At 38.7% G+C, this 19197-nt stretch carries 14 protein-coding genes; 13 read left to right on the top strand and 1 reads right to left on the bottom strand.

The window, feature by feature from the left end; genetic code table 11:
* Positions 1 to 71: 71 nt before the first annotated feature.
* From LKI_RS01875 to LKI_RS01815, 13 genes are all read left to right on the top strand, one after another.
* Positions 72 to 1787: a proline--tRNA ligase gene (locus LKI_RS01875; protein WP_013102440.1), complete on the top strand. Its 1716-nt coding sequence runs from the start codon at positions 72 to 74 to the stop codon at positions 1785 to 1787.
* 46 nt (positions 1788 to 1833) lie between these two features.
* The gene (locus LKI_RS01870) at positions 1834 to 6147 is read left to right on the top strand and encodes a PolC-type DNA polymerase III (protein WP_013102439.1); all 4314 of its coding nucleotides are present in this window, start codon (positions 1834 to 1836) and stop codon (positions 6145 to 6147) included.
* Between the two features lie 71 nt (positions 6148 to 6218).
* On the top strand, positions 6219 to 6647 hold the full coding sequence (locus tag LKI_RS01865; RefSeq protein ID WP_013102438.1) for a phosphate-starvation-inducible protein PsiE: 429 nt from the start codon (positions 6219 to 6221) through the stop codon (positions 6645 to 6647).
* 233 nt (positions 6648 to 6880) lie between these two features.
* Entirely contained in the window at positions 6881 to 7792 is a 912-nt protein-coding gene (gene rbsK / locus LKI_RS01860) for a ribokinase (protein WP_041762727.1), read from the top strand.
* On the top strand, positions 7792 to 9207 hold the full coding sequence (locus LKI_RS01855; RefSeq protein WP_013102436.1) for an RsmF rRNA methyltransferase first C-terminal domain-containing protein: 1416 nt from the start codon (positions 7792 to 7794) through the stop codon (positions 9205 to 9207). The genes rbsK and LKI_RS01855 overlap by 1 nt, the downstream gene beginning before the upstream one ends.
* Before the next feature lie 183 nt (positions 9208 to 9390).
* Positions 9391 to 10506: a BMP family lipoprotein gene (locus tag LKI_RS01850; protein WP_013102435.1), complete on the top strand. Its 1116-nt coding sequence runs from the start codon at positions 9391 to 9393 to the stop codon at positions 10504 to 10506.
* Between the two features lie 206 nt (positions 10507 to 10712).
* Positions 10713 to 11060: a cysteine desulfurase gene (locus LKI_RS01845; protein WP_013102434.1), complete on the top strand. Its 348-nt coding sequence runs from the start codon at positions 10713 to 10715 to the stop codon at positions 11058 to 11060.
* Positions 11053 to 11706, top strand: a complete 654-nt coding sequence (locus LKI_RS01840; protein WP_013102433.1) for a histidine phosphatase family protein — start codon at positions 11053 to 11055, stop codon at positions 11704 to 11706. Before LKI_RS01845 ends, LKI_RS01840 begins: the two co-directional genes overlap by 8 nt.
* A gap of 47 nt (positions 11707 to 11753) precedes the next feature.
* Positions 11754 to 14141 carry an SF1B family DNA helicase RecD2 gene (recD2, locus tag LKI_RS01835; protein WP_013102432.1) on the top strand — a complete coding sequence of 796 codons (2388 nt, stop codon included), beginning with the start codon at positions 11754 to 11756 and terminating at the stop codon, positions 14139 to 14141.
* A gap of 47 nt (positions 14142 to 14188) precedes the next feature.
* On the top strand, positions 14189 to 15163 hold the full coding sequence (locus LKI_RS01830; RefSeq protein ID WP_013102431.1) for a ribose-phosphate diphosphokinase: 975 nt from the start codon (positions 14189 to 14191) through the stop codon (positions 15161 to 15163).
* Positions 15160 to 16053, top strand: coding sequence for a GDSL-type esterase/lipase family protein (locus LKI_RS01825; protein ID WP_013102430.1), 894 nt, complete (start codon positions 15160 to 15162; stop codon positions 16051 to 16053). The genes LKI_RS01830 and LKI_RS01825 overlap by 4 nt, the downstream gene beginning before the upstream one ends.
* 2 nt (positions 16054 to 16055) lie before the next feature.
* Positions 16056 to 17051 carry an aldo/keto reductase gene (locus LKI_RS01820; protein ID WP_013102429.1) on the top strand — a complete coding sequence of 332 codons (996 nt, stop codon included), beginning with the start codon at positions 16056 to 16058 and terminating at the stop codon, positions 17049 to 17051.
* Positions 17052 to 17123: 72 nt separating this feature from the next.
* Positions 17124 to 18104, top strand: a complete 981-nt coding sequence (locus LKI_RS01815; protein ID WP_013102428.1) for a class A sortase — start codon at positions 17124 to 17126, stop codon at positions 18102 to 18104.
* 59 nt (positions 18105 to 18163) lie between these two features.
* Here LKI_RS01815 and mvk read toward each other — a convergent pair whose 3' ends face one another.
* A complete protein-coding gene (mvk, locus tag LKI_RS01810; protein ID WP_013102427.1) occupies positions 18164 to 19096 on the bottom strand; it encodes a mevalonate kinase in 933 nt (310 codons plus the stop codon).
* Between the last annotated feature and the right edge of the window lie 101 nt (positions 19097 to 19197).

The following is a 19197-nucleotide window of genomic DNA, read 5'->3' as shown; positions in this document are numbered from 1 at the left end:
GTTATTGCGTCGTTGCTTTTTATTTAGGCGCTTTGCGCCGTACATAATTCAAAAAAGAATTGAGGATACTCATGAAACAATCGAAATTATTAATGCCAACGTTGCGCGAAGTACCAGCTGATGCTGAAGTGAAAAGCCATCAACTGTTGCTCAAGGCAGGATTTATTCGTCCCGTTGCGGCAGGTATGTTTTCTTATTTGCCTTTGGCCAAACGTGTTTTAAATAAAATTGAACAAATCATACGTGAAGAAATGGCTAATATTGATGCCAATGAAATGTTGGTGCCAGAAGTCTTACCAGCTGAATTATGGCAAAAATCTGGTCGTTACGCTACATATGGGCCTGATTTATATAAATTCAAGAATCGTCAAGATCGTGATTTTATTTTAGGGCCAACCCATGAAGAAACATATACACAGTTAATGGCTGATGAAATCAAATCTTATAAAAAATTACCTCTAACAGTTTATCAAATTCAACCGAAGTTTCGTGATGAAAATCGTCCTCGCTTTGGTTTGTTGCGCACACGTGAATTTATTATGAAAGATGCTTATTCATTTAGCGCTGATCAAGAAGGACTAGATCAAACATTTCATGCTATGGAAAATGCTTATATCAATATTTTTGATCGTATTGGTATATCCTATCGTGCAATTGTAGGGGATGCTGGTGCTATGGGCGGCTCCGATTCAAAAGAATTTTCAGCACCAGCCGCCGCCGGTGAAGACACAATAGCATACTCTGATAGCACAGATTACGCAGCTAATTTAGAAATGGCTAAGGATTTTTATGTTTCAAAAAAATCAACGGCTGAACTGAAAACACTAAAGATAATCGACACACCAAATGAAAAGACCATTGAAGATTTAGCAGCATTATTGGCTATTCCAACTGCTAGTTTAGCAAAAACAATCACGTTCCTTGTTGATGGTCAGTTAGTAGCTGTCGTTACAACAGGTGATTTTGAGGTAAATCCTGTTAAAGTGCAAAACTTTTTACATGCAGATGCACTGGAAATTGCGCCTGAAGCAACAGTACGAGAAATTATTGGCGCTGGATTCGGATCACTTGGGCCAGTCAAATTGCCTGATAAGGTGACTTTGCTAGTTGATGAGCGCGCAGCTGACCTTGTTAACTTCACCGCTGGTGCTAACCAGGATGGTAAACATTATTTAAACATCAACTGGCAACGTGATGTTTTGCTTCCTGAGGAAAACATTGGTGATTTCCGTACGGCACGAGAGGGTGATTTGTCTGTTGATGGCAAGGGTCACTTAATTTTTACTAAGGGGATCGAAATTGGTCATATTTTCAAACTTGGTACGCGCTACTCAAAAGCTATGGGAGCACAAGTACTAGATGAAAATGGCCGTCAAACTGATATGATTATGGGTTCTTATGGTATTGGTGTATCGCGGTTATTGAGTGCGATTGCAGAACAAAAAGCCGATGATTTAGGACTCGTATGGCCAGCAAGCATTGCACCATTTGATGTTCATATTGTGCCAGTTAACATGAAGGATGATGAACAGTCACGTGTAGCAAACCAATTAGAAACATTATTAATGGCACAGGGATTAGAGGTCTTAGTTGACGATCGTAAAGAACGTGCAGGCGTTAAGTTTGCTGATGCTGATTTGATTGGTCTACCTATCCGAATTACGGTTGGTAAAAAAGCGGGTGAAGATATTGTCGAAGTTAAAGTTCGTGCAAGTAATACCAACATTGAAATGCGCATGAGCGAAGTTGTTGACTCTGTATCAGTGCTATTAAACGGAGACAAATAAAAAACCGATTAGTTCGGTTTTTTTAAGCAGTAAAATAGGGGAAACTATGGCATTAACCCAGCAAGAACAATTGCAACATTTAATTAATCAGATTAAACTACCTGAAGAAATAAAGCCTTTTTTTGACACGGGTCGCCTAACCCAAGTAACTGTGTCAAGAGTGGCTAAAACGTGGACATTCGAAGTAGCGCTGAATCAAATATTACCGGCCAACGTGTTTATGCAATTTAGTCAATATTTACATACTTCGTTTACAAATATTGCGCAGACAAAAATTATCTTAACAACACCTGTACACATTGTTGATGAAGCATTAGTTAATCAGTATTGGCACATGGCATTGACAAATTCAATACTTAATCATGCAACGGTACAACAATTGACAAGTAACACAGCACTAAAAACAATTAGTGACAACCATTATGGTATTGCAGTTGGTGCAGAGTCTCTGTTTGTGGCGTTAAATGATCAGGCATTAGCATCAATTGTTGGTGCTTATCAACGTTTTGGATTTCCTAAAATGGCGCTCACACCCAATCAAGATACGGCATTGGCACAACAAATTGAGGATAGCGTTGCGCAGCACCATGCTAAGGCTCAAGAAGATTTACAAAAAGCTATTAAAGCTAGTGAGCAGACTAAATCTAAGTCATCATCGGAAGGTGTTGCACTGACATTAGGTCGGAAAATTGCTGCTGATTCAGAAATTACACGTTTAGAGACTATTGATAGCGAGGAACATCGCGTCGTTGTTGAAGGCTATATTTTTGCCAGTGAAATCAGAGAACTACGATCTGGCAGAAAGTTAATGACCATCAAAATCACTGACTATTCAAGTGCTATTGCTGCTAAGAAGTTTTCAAATAACGAAACTGATGAGGCTGTATTTGATGGCTTAAAAACAGGTATGTGGGTGCGGATGTCAGGTAATATCCAAGAGGACACCTACGCGCGCGAGCTGGTTTTAAATATCTATGATTTACAAGTTATCGATCATGATAGTCGTCAGGAAACTTATACTGAAGATGTGAAACGTATTGAATTACATGTCCATTCAACGATGTCAACAATGGATGCTGTAACAAATTATGCTGCTGTTGCGCAATTGGCTAAAAGTTGGGGACAAGAGGCGCTTGCAGTTGTGGATACCGCGAATGTTCAAGGTTTTCCTGAAGCGGTGGCGGCAGGTGCCAAAAATGATTTAAAAATGATTTATGGTATGGAAGCCAATCTGGTTGAAGATGGCGAACCAATTGGATTTAATTTAACCCCAGTTGAATTGTTAGATAAAGAGACGATTTATGTTGCGTTTGATTTAGAGACAACAGGATTATCAGCTGTAACGGACAAGATAATTGAGTTATCAGCGGTTAAGATGCAACTAGGTAATGTTATCGAAAAGTTCTCGGAATATATTAATCCTGGTTTTCCTTTGTCTGATTTTACAACCAAATTAACGTCAATTACAGACACAATGGTTGCCCATGCCGATACTGAAGAAAATATTATTACCCGATTCCGAAAGTGGATTGGTGATGCAGTTTTGATTGGGCATAATGTCACTTTTGATATTGGTTTTATGAATGCTGCATATGCAAGATATAATCAAACAGTCATTAAAAACCCAGTGATTGATACCTTACCTTTCACACGTTGGTTATATCCTGATTACAAGTCCTATCGTCTAGGAACACTAGCTAAGCGTTTTAATATTAATCTGGAACAGGCCCATCGCGCTATTTTTGATGCAGAAACGACTGGGCACATTGCTTGGCGTTTAATTAAAGAGGTCAATACGCGTTATGAGTTAACGCGACATAATCAACTCAATGATTATATGACGGATGGTGATGCTTGGAAGCATGGCCGGCCTGTACATGCGACATTGCTTGTTCAAAATGCGGTTGGTTTAAAAAATTTGTATAAGTTAGTTTCACGATCAAATATTGATTTTTTTGCTCGTGTACCACGTATTCCACGATCTATTCTGAATCAATACCGTGAAGGGTTGATTATCGGTACAGGTGATACAAGTGGTGACGTCATTATGACATTGATTGAGAAAGGCCGCGAAGAGGCACTGAAAAAAGCAAAATATTATGATTACATTGAAATTCAACCCACAGCTAACTATGCGCCGATGATTGAATCAGAGTTAGTTGCCAATGAAACTAAATTGCACGATATTTTGAAAGAGATGGTTTCAATTGGCGAGACACTTGATAAACCAGTTGTTGTCACGGGAGATGTTAAATACACGAATCCAGAAGATAAAATTTATCGCGATATTTTAATTGCCACCCAACCAGGGAATCCGCAAAACAGAACAGCATTACCAGAATTATATTTCCGTACAACTCAGGCATTGTTAACTGATTTTTCATTTATGGGCAATGACGTGGCTAAAAAAATTGTCATTGATAATACGCATATTGTTGCAGATATGTTGGAGGCAATTACACCATTAAAAAGTGGTTCATATCCACCAAATATTCCCAGTGCCGGAGACGAATTAACTAGTAGAACACTGGCAACCGCTAAAAAATGGTATGGTGATCCTTTACCAAGTGTTATTCAATCACGTATTGATCAAGAACTGCAAGCCATTATTGGTAACGGATTCGCACCGCATTATATGATTTCACAGCGCTTAGTTGAAAAATCAAATAAGGACGGTTATCTTGTTGGTTCACGTGGCTCTGTTGGTTCTTCCTTTGTTGCTACAATGTCTGGCATTACCGAAGTTAATCCGTTTGCGCCTCATTATCGCAGTGCTCATGGTGATTATTTTGAATTAGCTGACCCCAAAATTTATGAGTCTGGTTATGATTTGCCTGATAAAGCGGATCCTAATCACCCAGGTGAAATGTTAATTGGCGATGGTCAAAATATTCCATTTGAAACATTTATGGGATTTAAGGGAGATAAAGTGCCCGATATTGATTTGAACTTTTCTGGTGATTATCAACCCATTGCTCATAATTATATGAAAGTATTATTTGGAGAGCATAATGTCTATCGTGCAGGCACAATTGCAACAGTCGCTGAGAAAACAGCTTTTGGTTACGTTAAAGGATATGAGCGAGATCATGAAAAACAATATCGTGGCGCAGAAGTTGAACGACTAGCACAAGGTGTTACGGGGGTTAAGCGTACGACAGGCCAACATCCAGGTGGTATTTTGATTGTGCCTCGTGAATATGAAGTATATGACTTCACACCAGTACAGTATCCCGCTGATGACCAAAAATCACTTTGGCAAACAACACACATGGATTATCATGCGATTCATGATAATCTGTTAAAAATGGATATTTTGGGTCATGATGATCCAACTATGGTTCGCACCTTAAAGGATATGTCTGGTATTGATCCCCAATCTATTCCAGCAAATGATCCAGGTGTGCTAAGCTTGTTTACATCACCAAAAGCATTAGGTGTGACAGAAGACCAAATTTTCTCAAAGACAGGGACATTAGGATTACCGGAATTTGGCACTAGTTTTGTGCGTGGCATGTTAGAAGAAACGCAACCACATACATATTCTGAATTGTTACAAATTTCAGGATTGTCTCATGGCACTGACGTGTGGTTAGGAAATGCCAATGAGTTAATTGAAAATGGGACAGCGACAATCGGTACTGTTATTGGGACACGTGATAAGATCATGACAGATTTGATTAACTGGGGATTTCCAGCTGCTGATGCTTTTAATGTAATGGAAAAAGTACGAAAAGGAAAAGGCATTACCGATGCCTATCAAGCGCAATTACGCGAAGCAAAAATACCGGAATGGTATATTCAGTCAATGCTAAAAATCAAATACATGTTTCCCCGTGCACATGCGGCAGCGTATGTTTTGATGGCATTGCGTATTGCTTATTTTAAAGTTTACTTCCCAACGATTTATTATGCAACTTATTTTTCTGTTCGTGCAGATCAGTTTGATATTGTAGCTATGAGCCGTGGAAAAAATGCCACAAAAGAAGCGATGAAAAAAATACGAACGCTTGGAAATGATGCGACTGTGGGTGACAAAAATCTCTTAACAGTTTTGGAAATGGCCAACGAAGCATTAGAACGTGGGATAACATTTTCGATGGTTGATTTATATAAATCAGAAGCCAGTGAGTGGGTTATTGATGGCGAAACACTGATTCCGCCATTCTCTGCTGTTCCGAGTTTAGGAGATAACGTGGCTAAACAAATTATCGTTGCACGTCAAGATAAGCCTTTTTTGAGTAAGGAAGATCTTAAAAAGCGAGGGAAAGTCTCACAAACGGTTATTGAATACTTATCACGCAATTCTGTGTTGGACGGCATGCCTGATGAAAATCAGTTGAGTTTATTTGATTTTTAATTGGCTACATCTATATCTTAAATTTAAGTTGAAGATAGGATGCATAGGACATAAAAACAAGGAGTTAGTTTATGAGGCATGAATGGCATCAAAAAGTTGCAAATTATTTTGAATACATCTTAAATGTCTTTATGATTAGTATTGGTTTTGTTATTTTTGGTTTTTTATTACGAGAAATTTATAACTTAGCCTACCTGTTATTAACTATTGATGATTTGCGTGCGCATTTTAATGAAATTACAGAAGCAACACTAGCCGTATTTTTGTTCTTTGAGTTTATGAGCCTTGTGCGCGAATATTTTATTAAAGATGCTCATATTAGTATGGAAAGTTTTTTGTATATTGGTGTGACAGCGTTAATCCGTGCGATTTTGGTTTACCATGATCAAACATATAAAACTTTGTTGTTGGCCATCTCAATTTTTTTATTGGTTATTGCACTAACTATTTATCGTTTTTTTCGAGAAAAAACAAAAAATATTGAAAAAGCAACACGATGATAGTATTCGAAATAGATAATATGTTGCCAAGAATTACGTCAACAATTCGTTGATTAGTAATTCTTTTTTGATCACATTGATTTAAACATTATGATGGCGCAACCCTTATTTTCGCGCTGTTTTGAAGAGAACAATCATGGTATGATTGTATAAAATAGAATATATGGAGGACATATATTTGCTCATGTCATCTGGCAATCAGATAAATGTTGTGAATGTATAATTTAAAAACTATGACAAAAAATATTGTCGTACTTGGCAGTTTAAATGCTGATAATATTATGAAAATGCCGCGTATGCCATTGGTAGGTGAAACAATGGCATTAACTGATGTGACAACTGCGCCTGGTGGAAAAGGGGCTAATCAAGCGGTGGCTGCCGCACGTCAGGGTGCAAATGTTTCATTTATTGGTGCTGTTGGAAATGATAGTAATGGTCAATTTATGCGTGCCACTTTGTTGACAAATGGTGTCAATGTTGACGCTGTGACTACTAATGGTGATGTACCGACGGGATCAGCATATATCATGCTACAAGAAAGTGGTGCTAACACGATTTTAATTCATGGAGGTGCCAATCAGGCACTGACTATAGCAGACATTGATGAATCAGTGATAGCAAATGCGGACACATTGATTGCACAATTCGAGGTGCCATTAGACGTTATTATAGCGGCTTTTAAAATTGCCAAAGCTAATCATGTGCAAACAATTTTAAATCCTGCACCAGCTGTTTACCAATTAACATCCGAATTAATGCAAGTTACAGATATTATTTTGCCAAATGAAACTGAGGCACAGCTACTGTCTGGTATAACAGTAAAAAATGATGAAGCGGTTTTGAATCGTGTGAGCAACGCTATTTTGTCAAAAGGTGTATCGCGTTGCATTATTACCTTGGGCGCTGCAGGTTCATTTGTGGCTGACGGTGATAAACGTTGGTGGGCAAAACCTAATAAAGTCAAGGCACTTGATACGACAGGTGCAGGAGACACTTTTATTGGTACTTTAGCACGTGTCATTGAATCTGATTTTAGTAATTTAGATGAGGCTGTAAAGCAAGCTAGCATTGCTAGTGCTATTGCCGTGACTCGGGCAGGTGCGATTCCATCGATTCCCACATATGATGAGGTAGCCACATTCTAATGGTTAACTTACCAGAAGATTTCATCAATAAATATAACCGTTTGTTAGGTGAAGAAGCAGATAATTTTTTCAAATCTTTTTCAAAACCAGTGCAAAAAGCTTATCGAATTAATCCTTTAAAAGACAATACATCAGTGCTTGATGTGCCAGATCAGGGACAGGTACCGTATGGCCAATGGGGCCATTTTGGACAAGTATCAGGGCATACTGTTGCACACGTAACGGGGGTTGTTTATTCTCAGGAGCCGTCTGCACAATTTGTTGGAGAGGTTGTGCATCCGCAACCAGGTGAACGTGTTCTAGATTTATCGGCCGCGCCAGGTGGAAAAACAACGCATCTTGCGTCTTTTATGCAACAAAAAGGTCTGCTATGGTCAAACGAAATTTTTATGAATCGTGCGAAGGTATTGAGTGAAAATGTTGAACGATTTGGCATTCAAAATACCATTGTAACATCACATACGCCTGCTGAGCTAAGTGCCAAGCTACCGCAATATTTTGATAAAATTTTGTTGGATGCACCTTGTTCTGGCGAAGGTATGTTTCGTAAAAACGAGACGGCGATACAGCAATGGCATAAGGATTTCCCACAAGAATTAGCAGACTTGCAACGTAGTATTCTGCATGAAGCTGTCAAAATGTTACGTCCAGGTGGCCAAATTATTTACTCAACTTGTACTTTCGCACCAGAAGAAGATGAGCAAATGATCGCATGGCTAACGTCAGCGTATCCAACATTGACACTGAATACAATTGAAAAACCAGCGCATGCTCATTTGAGTGATGGTCGGCCTGAGTGGGCAGATAAACAATATACGGATGGTCTGACAACAGAAAGTTTGACAAAAGATAGCACGGACCTTAAGAAAACAGCACGTTTGTGGCCCCATCTACTTAACGGAGAGGGACATTTCGTAGCTAAACTTAGCCAATCAAAAGATATTACGCTTAGTGAAGCAGTGGTTGCCCCGTTAAACCCAAAGAAGCTGGATCGTCAGCAACAGCAACTTGTAACCTCGTTTTTTGATGATGCATTAGTTGACTTTGATTTAAATCAGCGTGTTTTAACGTTGTTTGGAGAGCGTTTATATTTAGCACCTAAAGAAACACCTGATATTTCTGGGATGAAAATTTTGAGATTAGGTTTAGAGATAGGTACTTTCAAGAAAAAGCGTTTTGAACCAGCTCATGCGTTAGCGTTAGCTTTGCATCCAGAACATGTTGCGCAATATTTTGACATGACGCCGACACAATGGGTTGATTTTGTGCATGGTGATGTTATCCGGACACCAACCAAGTTACAAAAGGGTTGGGTACTGATGATAGCAAATGGTAATGGCGTCGGCTGGGGGCGTTATGTTGAGGGTCAAATCAAAAATTTTCTACCAAAAGGATTACGTTTTTCGGTAAAGTAAGTAGACAACTTATCATCATTTTTTTGAAAATAAGTAGTCACTGTCAAGGTCATGTTTTGACCTTGTTCTCCCTAGTAGAAGTCGTATAATAACTATTTGAACTTAAAAATTATAAGTTGCATTGTAAAATCAATGAGGTCGGTGCTGTGCAACTGCATACCTCAAAAGGGAGAACTAATCACCATGAATCAATCAACAAAAATTATCGCCGCCATTGCCGCTATTGTAGTCGTTGGTGGTGGCATTTATGCGGCCACGTCACAAAAGTCGCATACGACAATAGATGCAGGGAACAAAGCTAAATTAGGACTTGTTTTAGATGTTGGTGGTGTAGATGACCACTCATTTAACCAATCAGCGTGGGAAGGGGCCAAGCATTACGCTAAAAGTAATCAACTAAAAGCAGGGCAAAATGCACCCGTTACCTACTTCAGTGCAACTGATCATTCAGATCTTGATCAAAACTTTAATTTAGCAACAAAAAATAAAAAATATACCATTGTTTATGGCATTGGCTATTCGTTGAATCAGTCAATTGCAAAGTCTGCAAAGCTAAATCCAAAACAAAAATTTGTGTTGGTTGATGACATTGTCACGAATCGTAAGAATGTTGCATCAGTGATGTTCCGTTCGGAACAATCATCATATTTAGCTGGGGTCGCTGCGGCTACCAAAGCTAAGGCAAATGGTGAGAAAAAGCTCGGCTTTATCGGCGGTATACATGGTAATATTATTGATGCTTTTGATGCTGGCTTTGAAGCTGGTGTTAAAGCAACTGATCCAGAACTCACGATTGAAAAGCAATATGCTAATTCTTTCACTGATTCAGCTAAAGGGAAGACGATTACCGCAACAATGTATGCTTCAGGCATTAAAACAATTTTTGCTGCTGCAGGTTTTGTTGGTAATGGGGCGTTTTCTGAGGCCAAGGCTGAAAATTCAAAATTGACAGCCGACTCGAAAGAGCGTTTGTATATCATTGGTGTTGATCGTGATCAAAAGTCTGATGGTGCATACACATCAAAAGACGGTAAAAAAGAAACGTCAACATTGGCTTCTTCAATCACATCAGTTGGTGATGGTGTTAAAAATATTGCTGATACCTACAATAAAGACAAGTCATTCCCTGGTGGTAAAACAATTGCTTATGGATTAAAAGAAAACGGTGTATATTTGACAGATTCAGAATTAACGGCACCAGAAAAGTCTGCTGTTGAGAAGGCGCAAAAAGCCATTATTGATGGCAAAATTAAAGTGCCGAATCATCCAGAGGGTTCACAATTTGACCAAAAATTTTAAACAAACAATTATTTTTTAAGGTCTGTTAGCGCTTTTTAATTGTTATCTTTGCTAGATTAAACATAGAAACATCCCGAATGGGGTGTTTTTTTTGTTATAATAAAAACAGTTTATGTTTTAGGAGGAAACGCATTGGGATTAGTTAATGGCAGATGGGTATTAGTACGATCTGCAATGACTAGTATTTGTCTGATGTGTCATGGCAAATGGCTTTCAATCAAAAAGTAACAGTAGCAGGGGATGCTACTTATAAAATCAGCAACCAAATTAAAAAATACACACTAGGCGACTTGGGATTTGTCACAAATAATGCAGGCGTATATATTTTACATCGTGCATTAGAACCAGAAAAGTCTCTGGCAAATTCAATTCAATTAAAAGTTTCAGTGAATCAGGATCTCACAGGGTTTAAATTAAGCACGGTATCTGCTGGAGACGTTGTGCGTGTTGATATTTTCAAAAATAGTCATGCTAACGACATGGTTAAATTGTATCATTTTTTTATCGATGAATTGGTAGCGCGGGGTGTGCTAGAAAAGATGTCATATGACTAAATTTTATTTTGTAAGGCATGGACAAACTGAATGGAATCTTGAACGTCGTTTTCAAGGTGGTCAAGGAGATTCCAATTTATTACCATCAAGTTATTCTGATATGAAAAAAGTAGGTGGCTTTTTAAAACATGTCACCTTCACACACATATATGCTTCGCCGTTAAGACGTGCGCGAACGACAGCTGTCAATATTGCTCGATCCTTAAATTATCGTGGACAACTATCACTGCGCTCAAATATCGCTGAAGTTGGTTTAGGTGATTGGGAAGGCGAGTTAATGGTTAATGTACAAGCTCAGTATCCTGAAGCATATCATAACTTTCGGGAAGATTTAGATCAGTTTGAGGGCAAAGAATTTCATGGTGAAGGATACACTAAGGCGACAGAGCGGTTCGGACGTTTTATTAAAAATATAGCCCAACAATATCCAGACGGTAACATCCTTATTGTTTCTCACGGATTAGCCTTATCGTTTGGTATCAACGGCTTGCTTGAACAACCACGAAAAGCCATTAGGGAACGTGGCGGTTTGAGTAATACCTCAACAACTATTTTGTCAACCGCAGATGGTCAGCATTTTACAGTTGAAGACTGGAATAATACAACTTATTTAGGCAAAAAACAAAGGCAGTCAATGACTATTTAAACTATTAGGCTGCTGCTTTGTCATCAAATATTTGAAAACAATCATACATGACATATCAAGAACAACAATTAGAAAAAATCACTGGTACGTTACAAAATGTTATTTTTGCATCGTCAGATTCTTATTTTAAAATATTATCGGTTCAAATTGACGATTCAACGCTCGAAAATTGGGATGAAACGGAAATTATTGCAACAGGTACGTTTGCTGATGTACAAGAAGGCAGTGTTTATGCTTTTTATGGTTCGGTTGTTCGGCATCCAAAGTATGGGCAACAGTTTAAAGTCACGCGTTATGAAAATGAGTTACCGCCTGATGAAAATGGTCTAATTAAGTATTTTACGAGTGGCCAATTTTCTGGTATTGGTAAGAAAACAGCAACTAAAATTGTTGAGCATCTGGGCTTGAATGCTGTTAACCTTATTTTAGACGATGTACACGTGTTGGATGGTATTGTTAAAGAGCCCACGGCCAAGAAATTAATGCGAAGTCTACAATTGAATTTAGGACTAGAGCGATTATTTCAAGTTGGTAGCCAGTTCGGCATGGGTGCAGATATGGCAGGTCGTTTATACGATCAGTATGGTAGTGAAGCAGAAACAATTTTGAATCAAGATCCTTATCGCCTTGTGTTTGAGTTTGATGGCATGTCATTTAGAATGGCAGATATGATTGGTCAAAAAATTGGTATTAATCGTACAAATGAACGGCGTGTGCAGGCTGCAGTTTACGCTACAATAACAACAATGAGCTATCAGTATGGTCATACTTATCTTACACGTGAAAAACTGATACAATCAAGTGTCAAGTTAATTCGAGATTTCAATGCTGAAGTGATTGTGTCACAAGCTATTGATCACTTGTTGGCAGATAAAATCTTGGTAGAAGAAGATCAATGCCTTTATGCTGCTACGCTATATCTTTCGGAAATTCAAACTGCTAATGATTTGAATCGCTTGTTAGATGCTAGTTTACCATTTAAATTGTCAGAGCAGGCTATTGATGATGCATTTATAACACCTGGGCAACTCGTATTAGATAAGACGCAGATTGCTGCAGTTAAAGCTGGATTAAATGCGCAAGTTTTCCTATTGACTGGTGGTCCAGGCACTGGTAAGACAACAATTGTACGCGCTGTTGTTGCGACTTGGCATAAATTGTTGCAAGCGCAAGCAAAATATGCTGATAATACAACAGACTTTTTAAAGTCCTATGCTGTAAAAATGGCATCACCAACAGGGCGCGCCGCCAAGCGTATGACGGAAGTCACAGGTTACGACGCGACCACGATTCACCGGTTGCTCGGAATATCAGATTTAGATGAACCAGAATTTAATGCCGATAATCCTATTACAGGCGGCTTACTGGTCGTTGATGAAGCTTCAATGCTTGATATTGAATTAACAGCGAAATTACTAGCGGCTATACCAAATGGCATGAAACTCATGATAGTTGGTGACTCAGACCAACTACCTTCAGTTGGTCCAGGGAACGTCTTAGCTGATCTTGTGGATAGTGGTAAAATAGCGCATATTGAGCTTGATACCATTTATCGTCAGGGCAGGGGCAGCAGTATTACAACACTAGCCCAACATATTAAGCGTGGTGAATTACCAACAGATTTCATGGAAAACCAGCAAGATCGATCAACTTTTATGGTGTCACATGACCAAACTGATCAAGCGATTAAACAAGTCGTTCAAGCAGCCGTTAAAAAGGGTTATACGCAGGATGATCTACAAATATTGACACCTATTTACAAGACAACATCAGGTGTTAATGCACTTAATACCATGGCTCAAGAACTTTTCAACCCAGCTAAGCCAGCCCAAAAATCACTCCAATTTGGGACAACGATTTTTCGCAAGGGTGATAAAATATTACAATTAGAAAATGATAGTGAGCGTGATATTTATAATGGTGATATGGGTAAAATTATTGCTGTCCAATATAAAAATGATAAAAGCAACAATGATCATGAAGATCGTCTAATTGTAGATTTTGATGGGAAAGAGATGAGTTACCCAAAAAAGGATCTTAATCAATTAACTTTGGCGTATGCCACGACCGTTCATAAAGCCCAAGGTAATGAATTTAAAGTCGTTGTTATGGCCTTAACTACTAGATTTGGACTGATGCTTAATCGTAATTTATTATACACTGGTATCACTCGGGCTAAAGAGGCTTTGATTTTAGTTGGCGAATATGAAGCGTTTCTTCATGCCGCGCAAACGCCTGTGCCGATGCGTTCAACAAGATTAAAGGCACGATTACAAAATCAAGTGGTTGTGTCATCTCAAGTAAGTGTTAATAGCCCGAATGTCGAACCCAAAGCAGCTAGGAATCATTTAACAGTTGAAATGATTCAATCAAATGATATTTCACCATTGATTGGTTTAAATGGCATCACGCCTTACGATTTTATGCCAAGTTAAACATTGCCTGTTATAATAAAGTGAGAAAATAAAATGGAGTGTAACTCATGACGACCCCGGAATATCAAATATTTAGCCTTGGCAGTAATCCACAGTTGGGCATCGAAATTGCGACATTGTTAGAAACAGATTTATCTGCAGTGGATACTCGCCAATTTGCTGATAATGAAATATACGAACGAATTGAACAAACGGTGCGTGGACGTGATCTGTATGTGATTCAAGGTATTTCGGATCCAGTTAATGATAATTTTATGAAGCTCATGATATTCATTGATGCAGCCCGTCGCGCATCAGCGAATACAATAAACATCGTGATACCATATTTTGGTTACGCAAGAGCTGATCGTAAGGCGCGATCTCGTGAACCGATATCTGCACGTATGATTGCTAATATGTTAGAGTCACAAGGTGTTAAACGGGTCATAACAATGGATCTTCATGCGGACCAAGTGCAAGGCTTTTTTGACATTCCAGTTGATCATCTTATCTCAATGCCGGCCTTAGGTCATTATTTTTATGAAAATGACTTACTCGGCGATGATTTGGTCGTAGTGGCACCTGATCATTCAAGTGTTAGTCGCGCACGTAAATTTGCTGAATTATTACATGCTGAATGGGCAGTTGTGGATCGTCGTGTGGATGGCATATTGTCCAGTGGAACTTACGCTGTTACAGGTAATGTTGTAGGAAAACGTGCAATTTTAGTGGATGATATTATCGACACGGGTACGAGTATGGTGTTAGCCAGTCAAGCCTTGTCAGCTGCTGGTGTCACAGAGATCTATGCAGTTGCGCCGCATGCTGTTCTTTCTGATAATGCCGTAGCAAAATTAAAAAAGTCAGCAATTAAACAAGTTTTGGTCACTAATACAATTGAGGTGCCAAAAGAAAAACAGTTCAGTAAATTAATACAAATATCTGTAGCAGAGACATTTGCTGAAACAATTAGGCGTGTCAATGCTTTTGAAAGTATTGAAGATATTATGAAGAGTCCAGATAATAGGAATGTGATGTTATGAAAACTGTTGATATGCGGCAACTACTGTCAGCTGAATGGGGAGCAGATGATCACGCGTTTGTGACAACACAATTTGGTGCAAGTATTGCATTCAAAGCCACTGGTGTCAAAGAAGTACAATTTCAATTCAGTGATATTAATGATCAGACATCGTTTGTTATCCAAATTAATGGGGAACCTTGGCGCGAAATTCTGGTTAGTGAACAACGACTTATTTTTCAAATAGCTGCTAACATAGCATATGTTCGGATCATGTTACGTGATAGTTCAGCTAGTAGTTTGACACTATGGCAGAATCCAGTGGTCTTGACAACCATGGCAATTGATGATGGGCAGGTTACGCCAGTAATACGCAAAGAATCTTTTGTCACATTTGTCGGTGACTCTATTACAGCAGGGGAAAGTATGGCTGAAGATGGTAACCACCCAGAGTTGAGTTATCCACAATTAGTGGCTGATTGCCTTGGCAGGCCACTAAATCGGATAGCCTACGGTGGCACTGGTTTGACCCCTAATGCGCCATTTCAAGAACCGACGGCGATTGAGGCATTATGGCAAGTGGCAGAAAACATTGAACGGCCACGAGTTTTGACAGACTTGGTGATTGTAAATTATGGGACGAATGATTTTAATTATGGTGCCACCGCTGAATCATTTGCATTCGGTTTGCGTATCTACCTGTTAGAATTGATAAAACGCTTTCATTCTGCTAAAATAGTTTTGATATTACCATTTAACGGTGCGTTTCAATCGGTTTATCAAAATGAAGTTAAACGATTTAATAATTTCAGTATGATGTTAACAAATGATTGGCCGATTTCTAAAGATAGAGTACATCCATTAAGTAGTGAACACAAACAGATCGCAGAACATATTTTGAGAGGACTTTAATTATGGTTTATAAAGCAGATGAACAGCGTTATGAAAAATTACCTTACCGTCGCGTCAGCGACTCAGGTTTGATTTTACCAGCAGTATCTTTTGGCTTGTGGCGTAACTTAGGCGATCAGATGCCTCTTGAAAATTCTAAAAAAGTGATTCTAAAAGCATTTGATAGTGGTGTTTTTAGTTTTGATAATGCTTCTAATTATGGACCAAGTAACGGTACAGCAGAGGAAACGTTTGGTCAAGTATATCGTAGTGATTTAAAACCTTATCGTGATGAACTAATCATTACAACTAAGGCGGGATATCATATGTGGCCCGGACCATTAGGTGAATTTTCAGGAAAGAAAACGTTAACAGCAGCATTAGATTTGAGTCTACAACGCATGGGACTAGATTATGTTGATATTTTCTATGCACATCGCTGGGATCCTAATACACGTCTAGAAGAAACAGCTCGTGCTTTGGACCTCATCGTTAGGCAAGGCAAGGCCCTGTATGTTGGCGTGTCAAACTATACTTCAGCTCAGACTGCAGCCATTGCCGAAATCTTCAATGAGTTAGGGACGCCCTTTATTGGTAATCAAGTATCATATAATATGTTAAACAGGTCAGCTGAATCAGAAGGTCTACTTGATGTGTTAGACAAACATCATGCTGGCTTGGTTGCTTACGGTCCTCTAGCAGAAGGTCTACTAACTGATCGCTATTTAGATAACATACCTGAAGATTATCCGATTCATCGTACAAACGAATTTTTATTTAAAAATGGTAAAGATACACTACTAGCAAAATTAAATGAATTAAATCAAATTGCCAATGAACGTGGTCAAAAGTTATCGCAAATGGCACTGGCTTGGCTATTAAGAGATCGACGTGTGGCTAGTGTTGTCATTGGGGCTAGTAAGATAGAACACTTGATAGACAACCTATCATTTTCAGAGCAGATGACTTTCACTGAAACGGAATTAGCCCATATTGATGACATTTTGAATAAACAGTAAGTAAGATGACTAATCTAACAATATGTTTAAAGTACAAATAAACACATTCGTAGATAAGAATAGGAATATGGAATGTTGCCATTTATTTTTTCACTAGCGCTGTCTAATCAAGGCAAGATACCCTCACAAAATGGTAAGCAATTATTATATTTCGGTGTCCTGTTTGTTGTTACATTTATCGTTTATAGCATTGGTGAGTTCATTATTAAGTTAAGGCGGAAAAAAAAATCCGTTTCTTTTTATAATGCAATGCTTGTTTCGTGCGTTGTAACAGTATTTGCAGTGCTTGGGCTTTATTTGTACCAAAATAATATTGCCAATGTGAAAGATATCGCATTGCATCACGTGCAAAAGTATCAGCGATCAAAAACAGATAAAAAGAGTCGACAAGATAATACCTCGCGTCGTTCAATTGCTAGAATGGTGATGCGTAATGCTGCTAAGGGGTTTAAAAAGCAAGGATTTGTTGCGATTCCAAGTCGGAATATTTTATTACCAATTTATAACGATGCATATTCTGATTTAGGATTAAATGCGGGTGCTGACTACGCTAATCGTTCTGAAGCTGATCCAGAGGGGCAACAAAAGCCAATCATGGGACAAGGAAATTATGGGTTAGCTGGTCATAATTTTAATGATGGGCACACAGGGTTTAGTGCGTTACAAAAGTCAGCTAACCATGATGCGCCTTACGTGAATCATGGTCGATTAGAGGGCTCTTCTTGGCTAAATGGACAAACGATTTTACTAGCTAATCAAAAAGGAATATATCAGTATATTATTTCTGGGCAAACAACTGTGCCAGCAACACAAGTTTCAGTATTAAATCCACAAAAAACAGCACAGCTCACAATTATTAGTTGTCTATTTCCATCAACTGAGTATAGAATTATTACACATGCTAAGTTGCACAAAACTTATACTTGGGCGTTGGCACCAGATAAGTACGTGAGTGAGTTTAATTTAAAAACACGCGATACTAATGCACGAGTTAATTGGTGGAACCCGGGTGTTGAAGAGGGTGCTAATGGGGATAAAGGTGGTACAAATTAGTGATTTAAAAACCCATTAATGGCAGAGTAAGTTGTCATTAATGGGTTTTTAAGATATGTTTATAAAGGCTGAATCCAGGTATTTTGAGCACCTGCTTTAGTTAAGGCATTAGCAATGGCAATTGCATCGTCATTGTTTTTAGCTAGAGCGAACATTGCACCGCCAATGCCAGCACCTGTTAATTTAGCGCCGAGCGCACCTGCATGAATTGCTGCATTTACAAGATTATCTAGCTTCGGATGGGAGATGCCTAATGATTGTAACTCGTGATGTGCAGCGGTAAACAATAAACCTGCATGTTCTGGGTTGTTTTGAGTTAAATCAAGGCGAACTTTATTGGTAATTTGTCCAAGATGCACTATTTTTTGCCATGTTAATTCGTAATCTGTGTCGAGCTGACTTTTAACTATATTAACTGCATGCATGGTTTGCCCATGAATACCAGTATCAGCAACAACTAAAGTTCCGGTCAGCGACATGGGAAATGAGGCCAATTGCTTATGTTTAATAAACCAAATCGGGTCGTTTGAACCAACTGTTGCTGCATCAAGTCCAGAGGCTGACCCATGAGAAATACTTTCCTCGATGTCGGTGAAATACTTTAATTCAGCAGCTGCTAGAGGTGCTTTGATATAATCAAAAAAAGCTTTTGTAATTGATGTTGCAAAAGCAGCTGATGCTCCAAATCCACGCTCTTGTGGAATATTTGTATCAATTGTCATTGTAAACGGTGTATCTTGCAGTTTGAACTTTGTAAGCAGACGTAAAATCAATTGGCGTAAACCCTCAACATTGGCACCAAGTTCGTCTAAGGCACCGTGGAAGGTGCTGCTTTCAATTGTTTGTGATCTAAAGGCAGGTCGAATAGTTGTCGTTACAGTTAGGTTAGTAAGAGGGATAGCGATAGCTGGTTGGCCATAGACAACAGCATGTTCACCAATTAAAATTACTTTAGCATGGGCAATACCAACGCCAATCATTTGACTAATCATATTTTTTCTCCGAATATCCTATACTATTGTACCGCATAGTAGCAAATAGTGTAAAATAATAAGGGAATGACGTTGTTAAGTTTGTTGCGAGCTCATGAGTT

Source organism: Leuconostoc kimchii IMSNU 11154, from assembly GCF_000092505.1.
Lineage (GTDB): Bacteria > Bacillota > Bacilli > Lactobacillales > Lactobacillaceae > Leuconostoc > Leuconostoc kimchii.
Note: the sequence above shows the minus strand (reverse complement) of the source record. Positions and strands in the feature narration are given on the sequence as shown.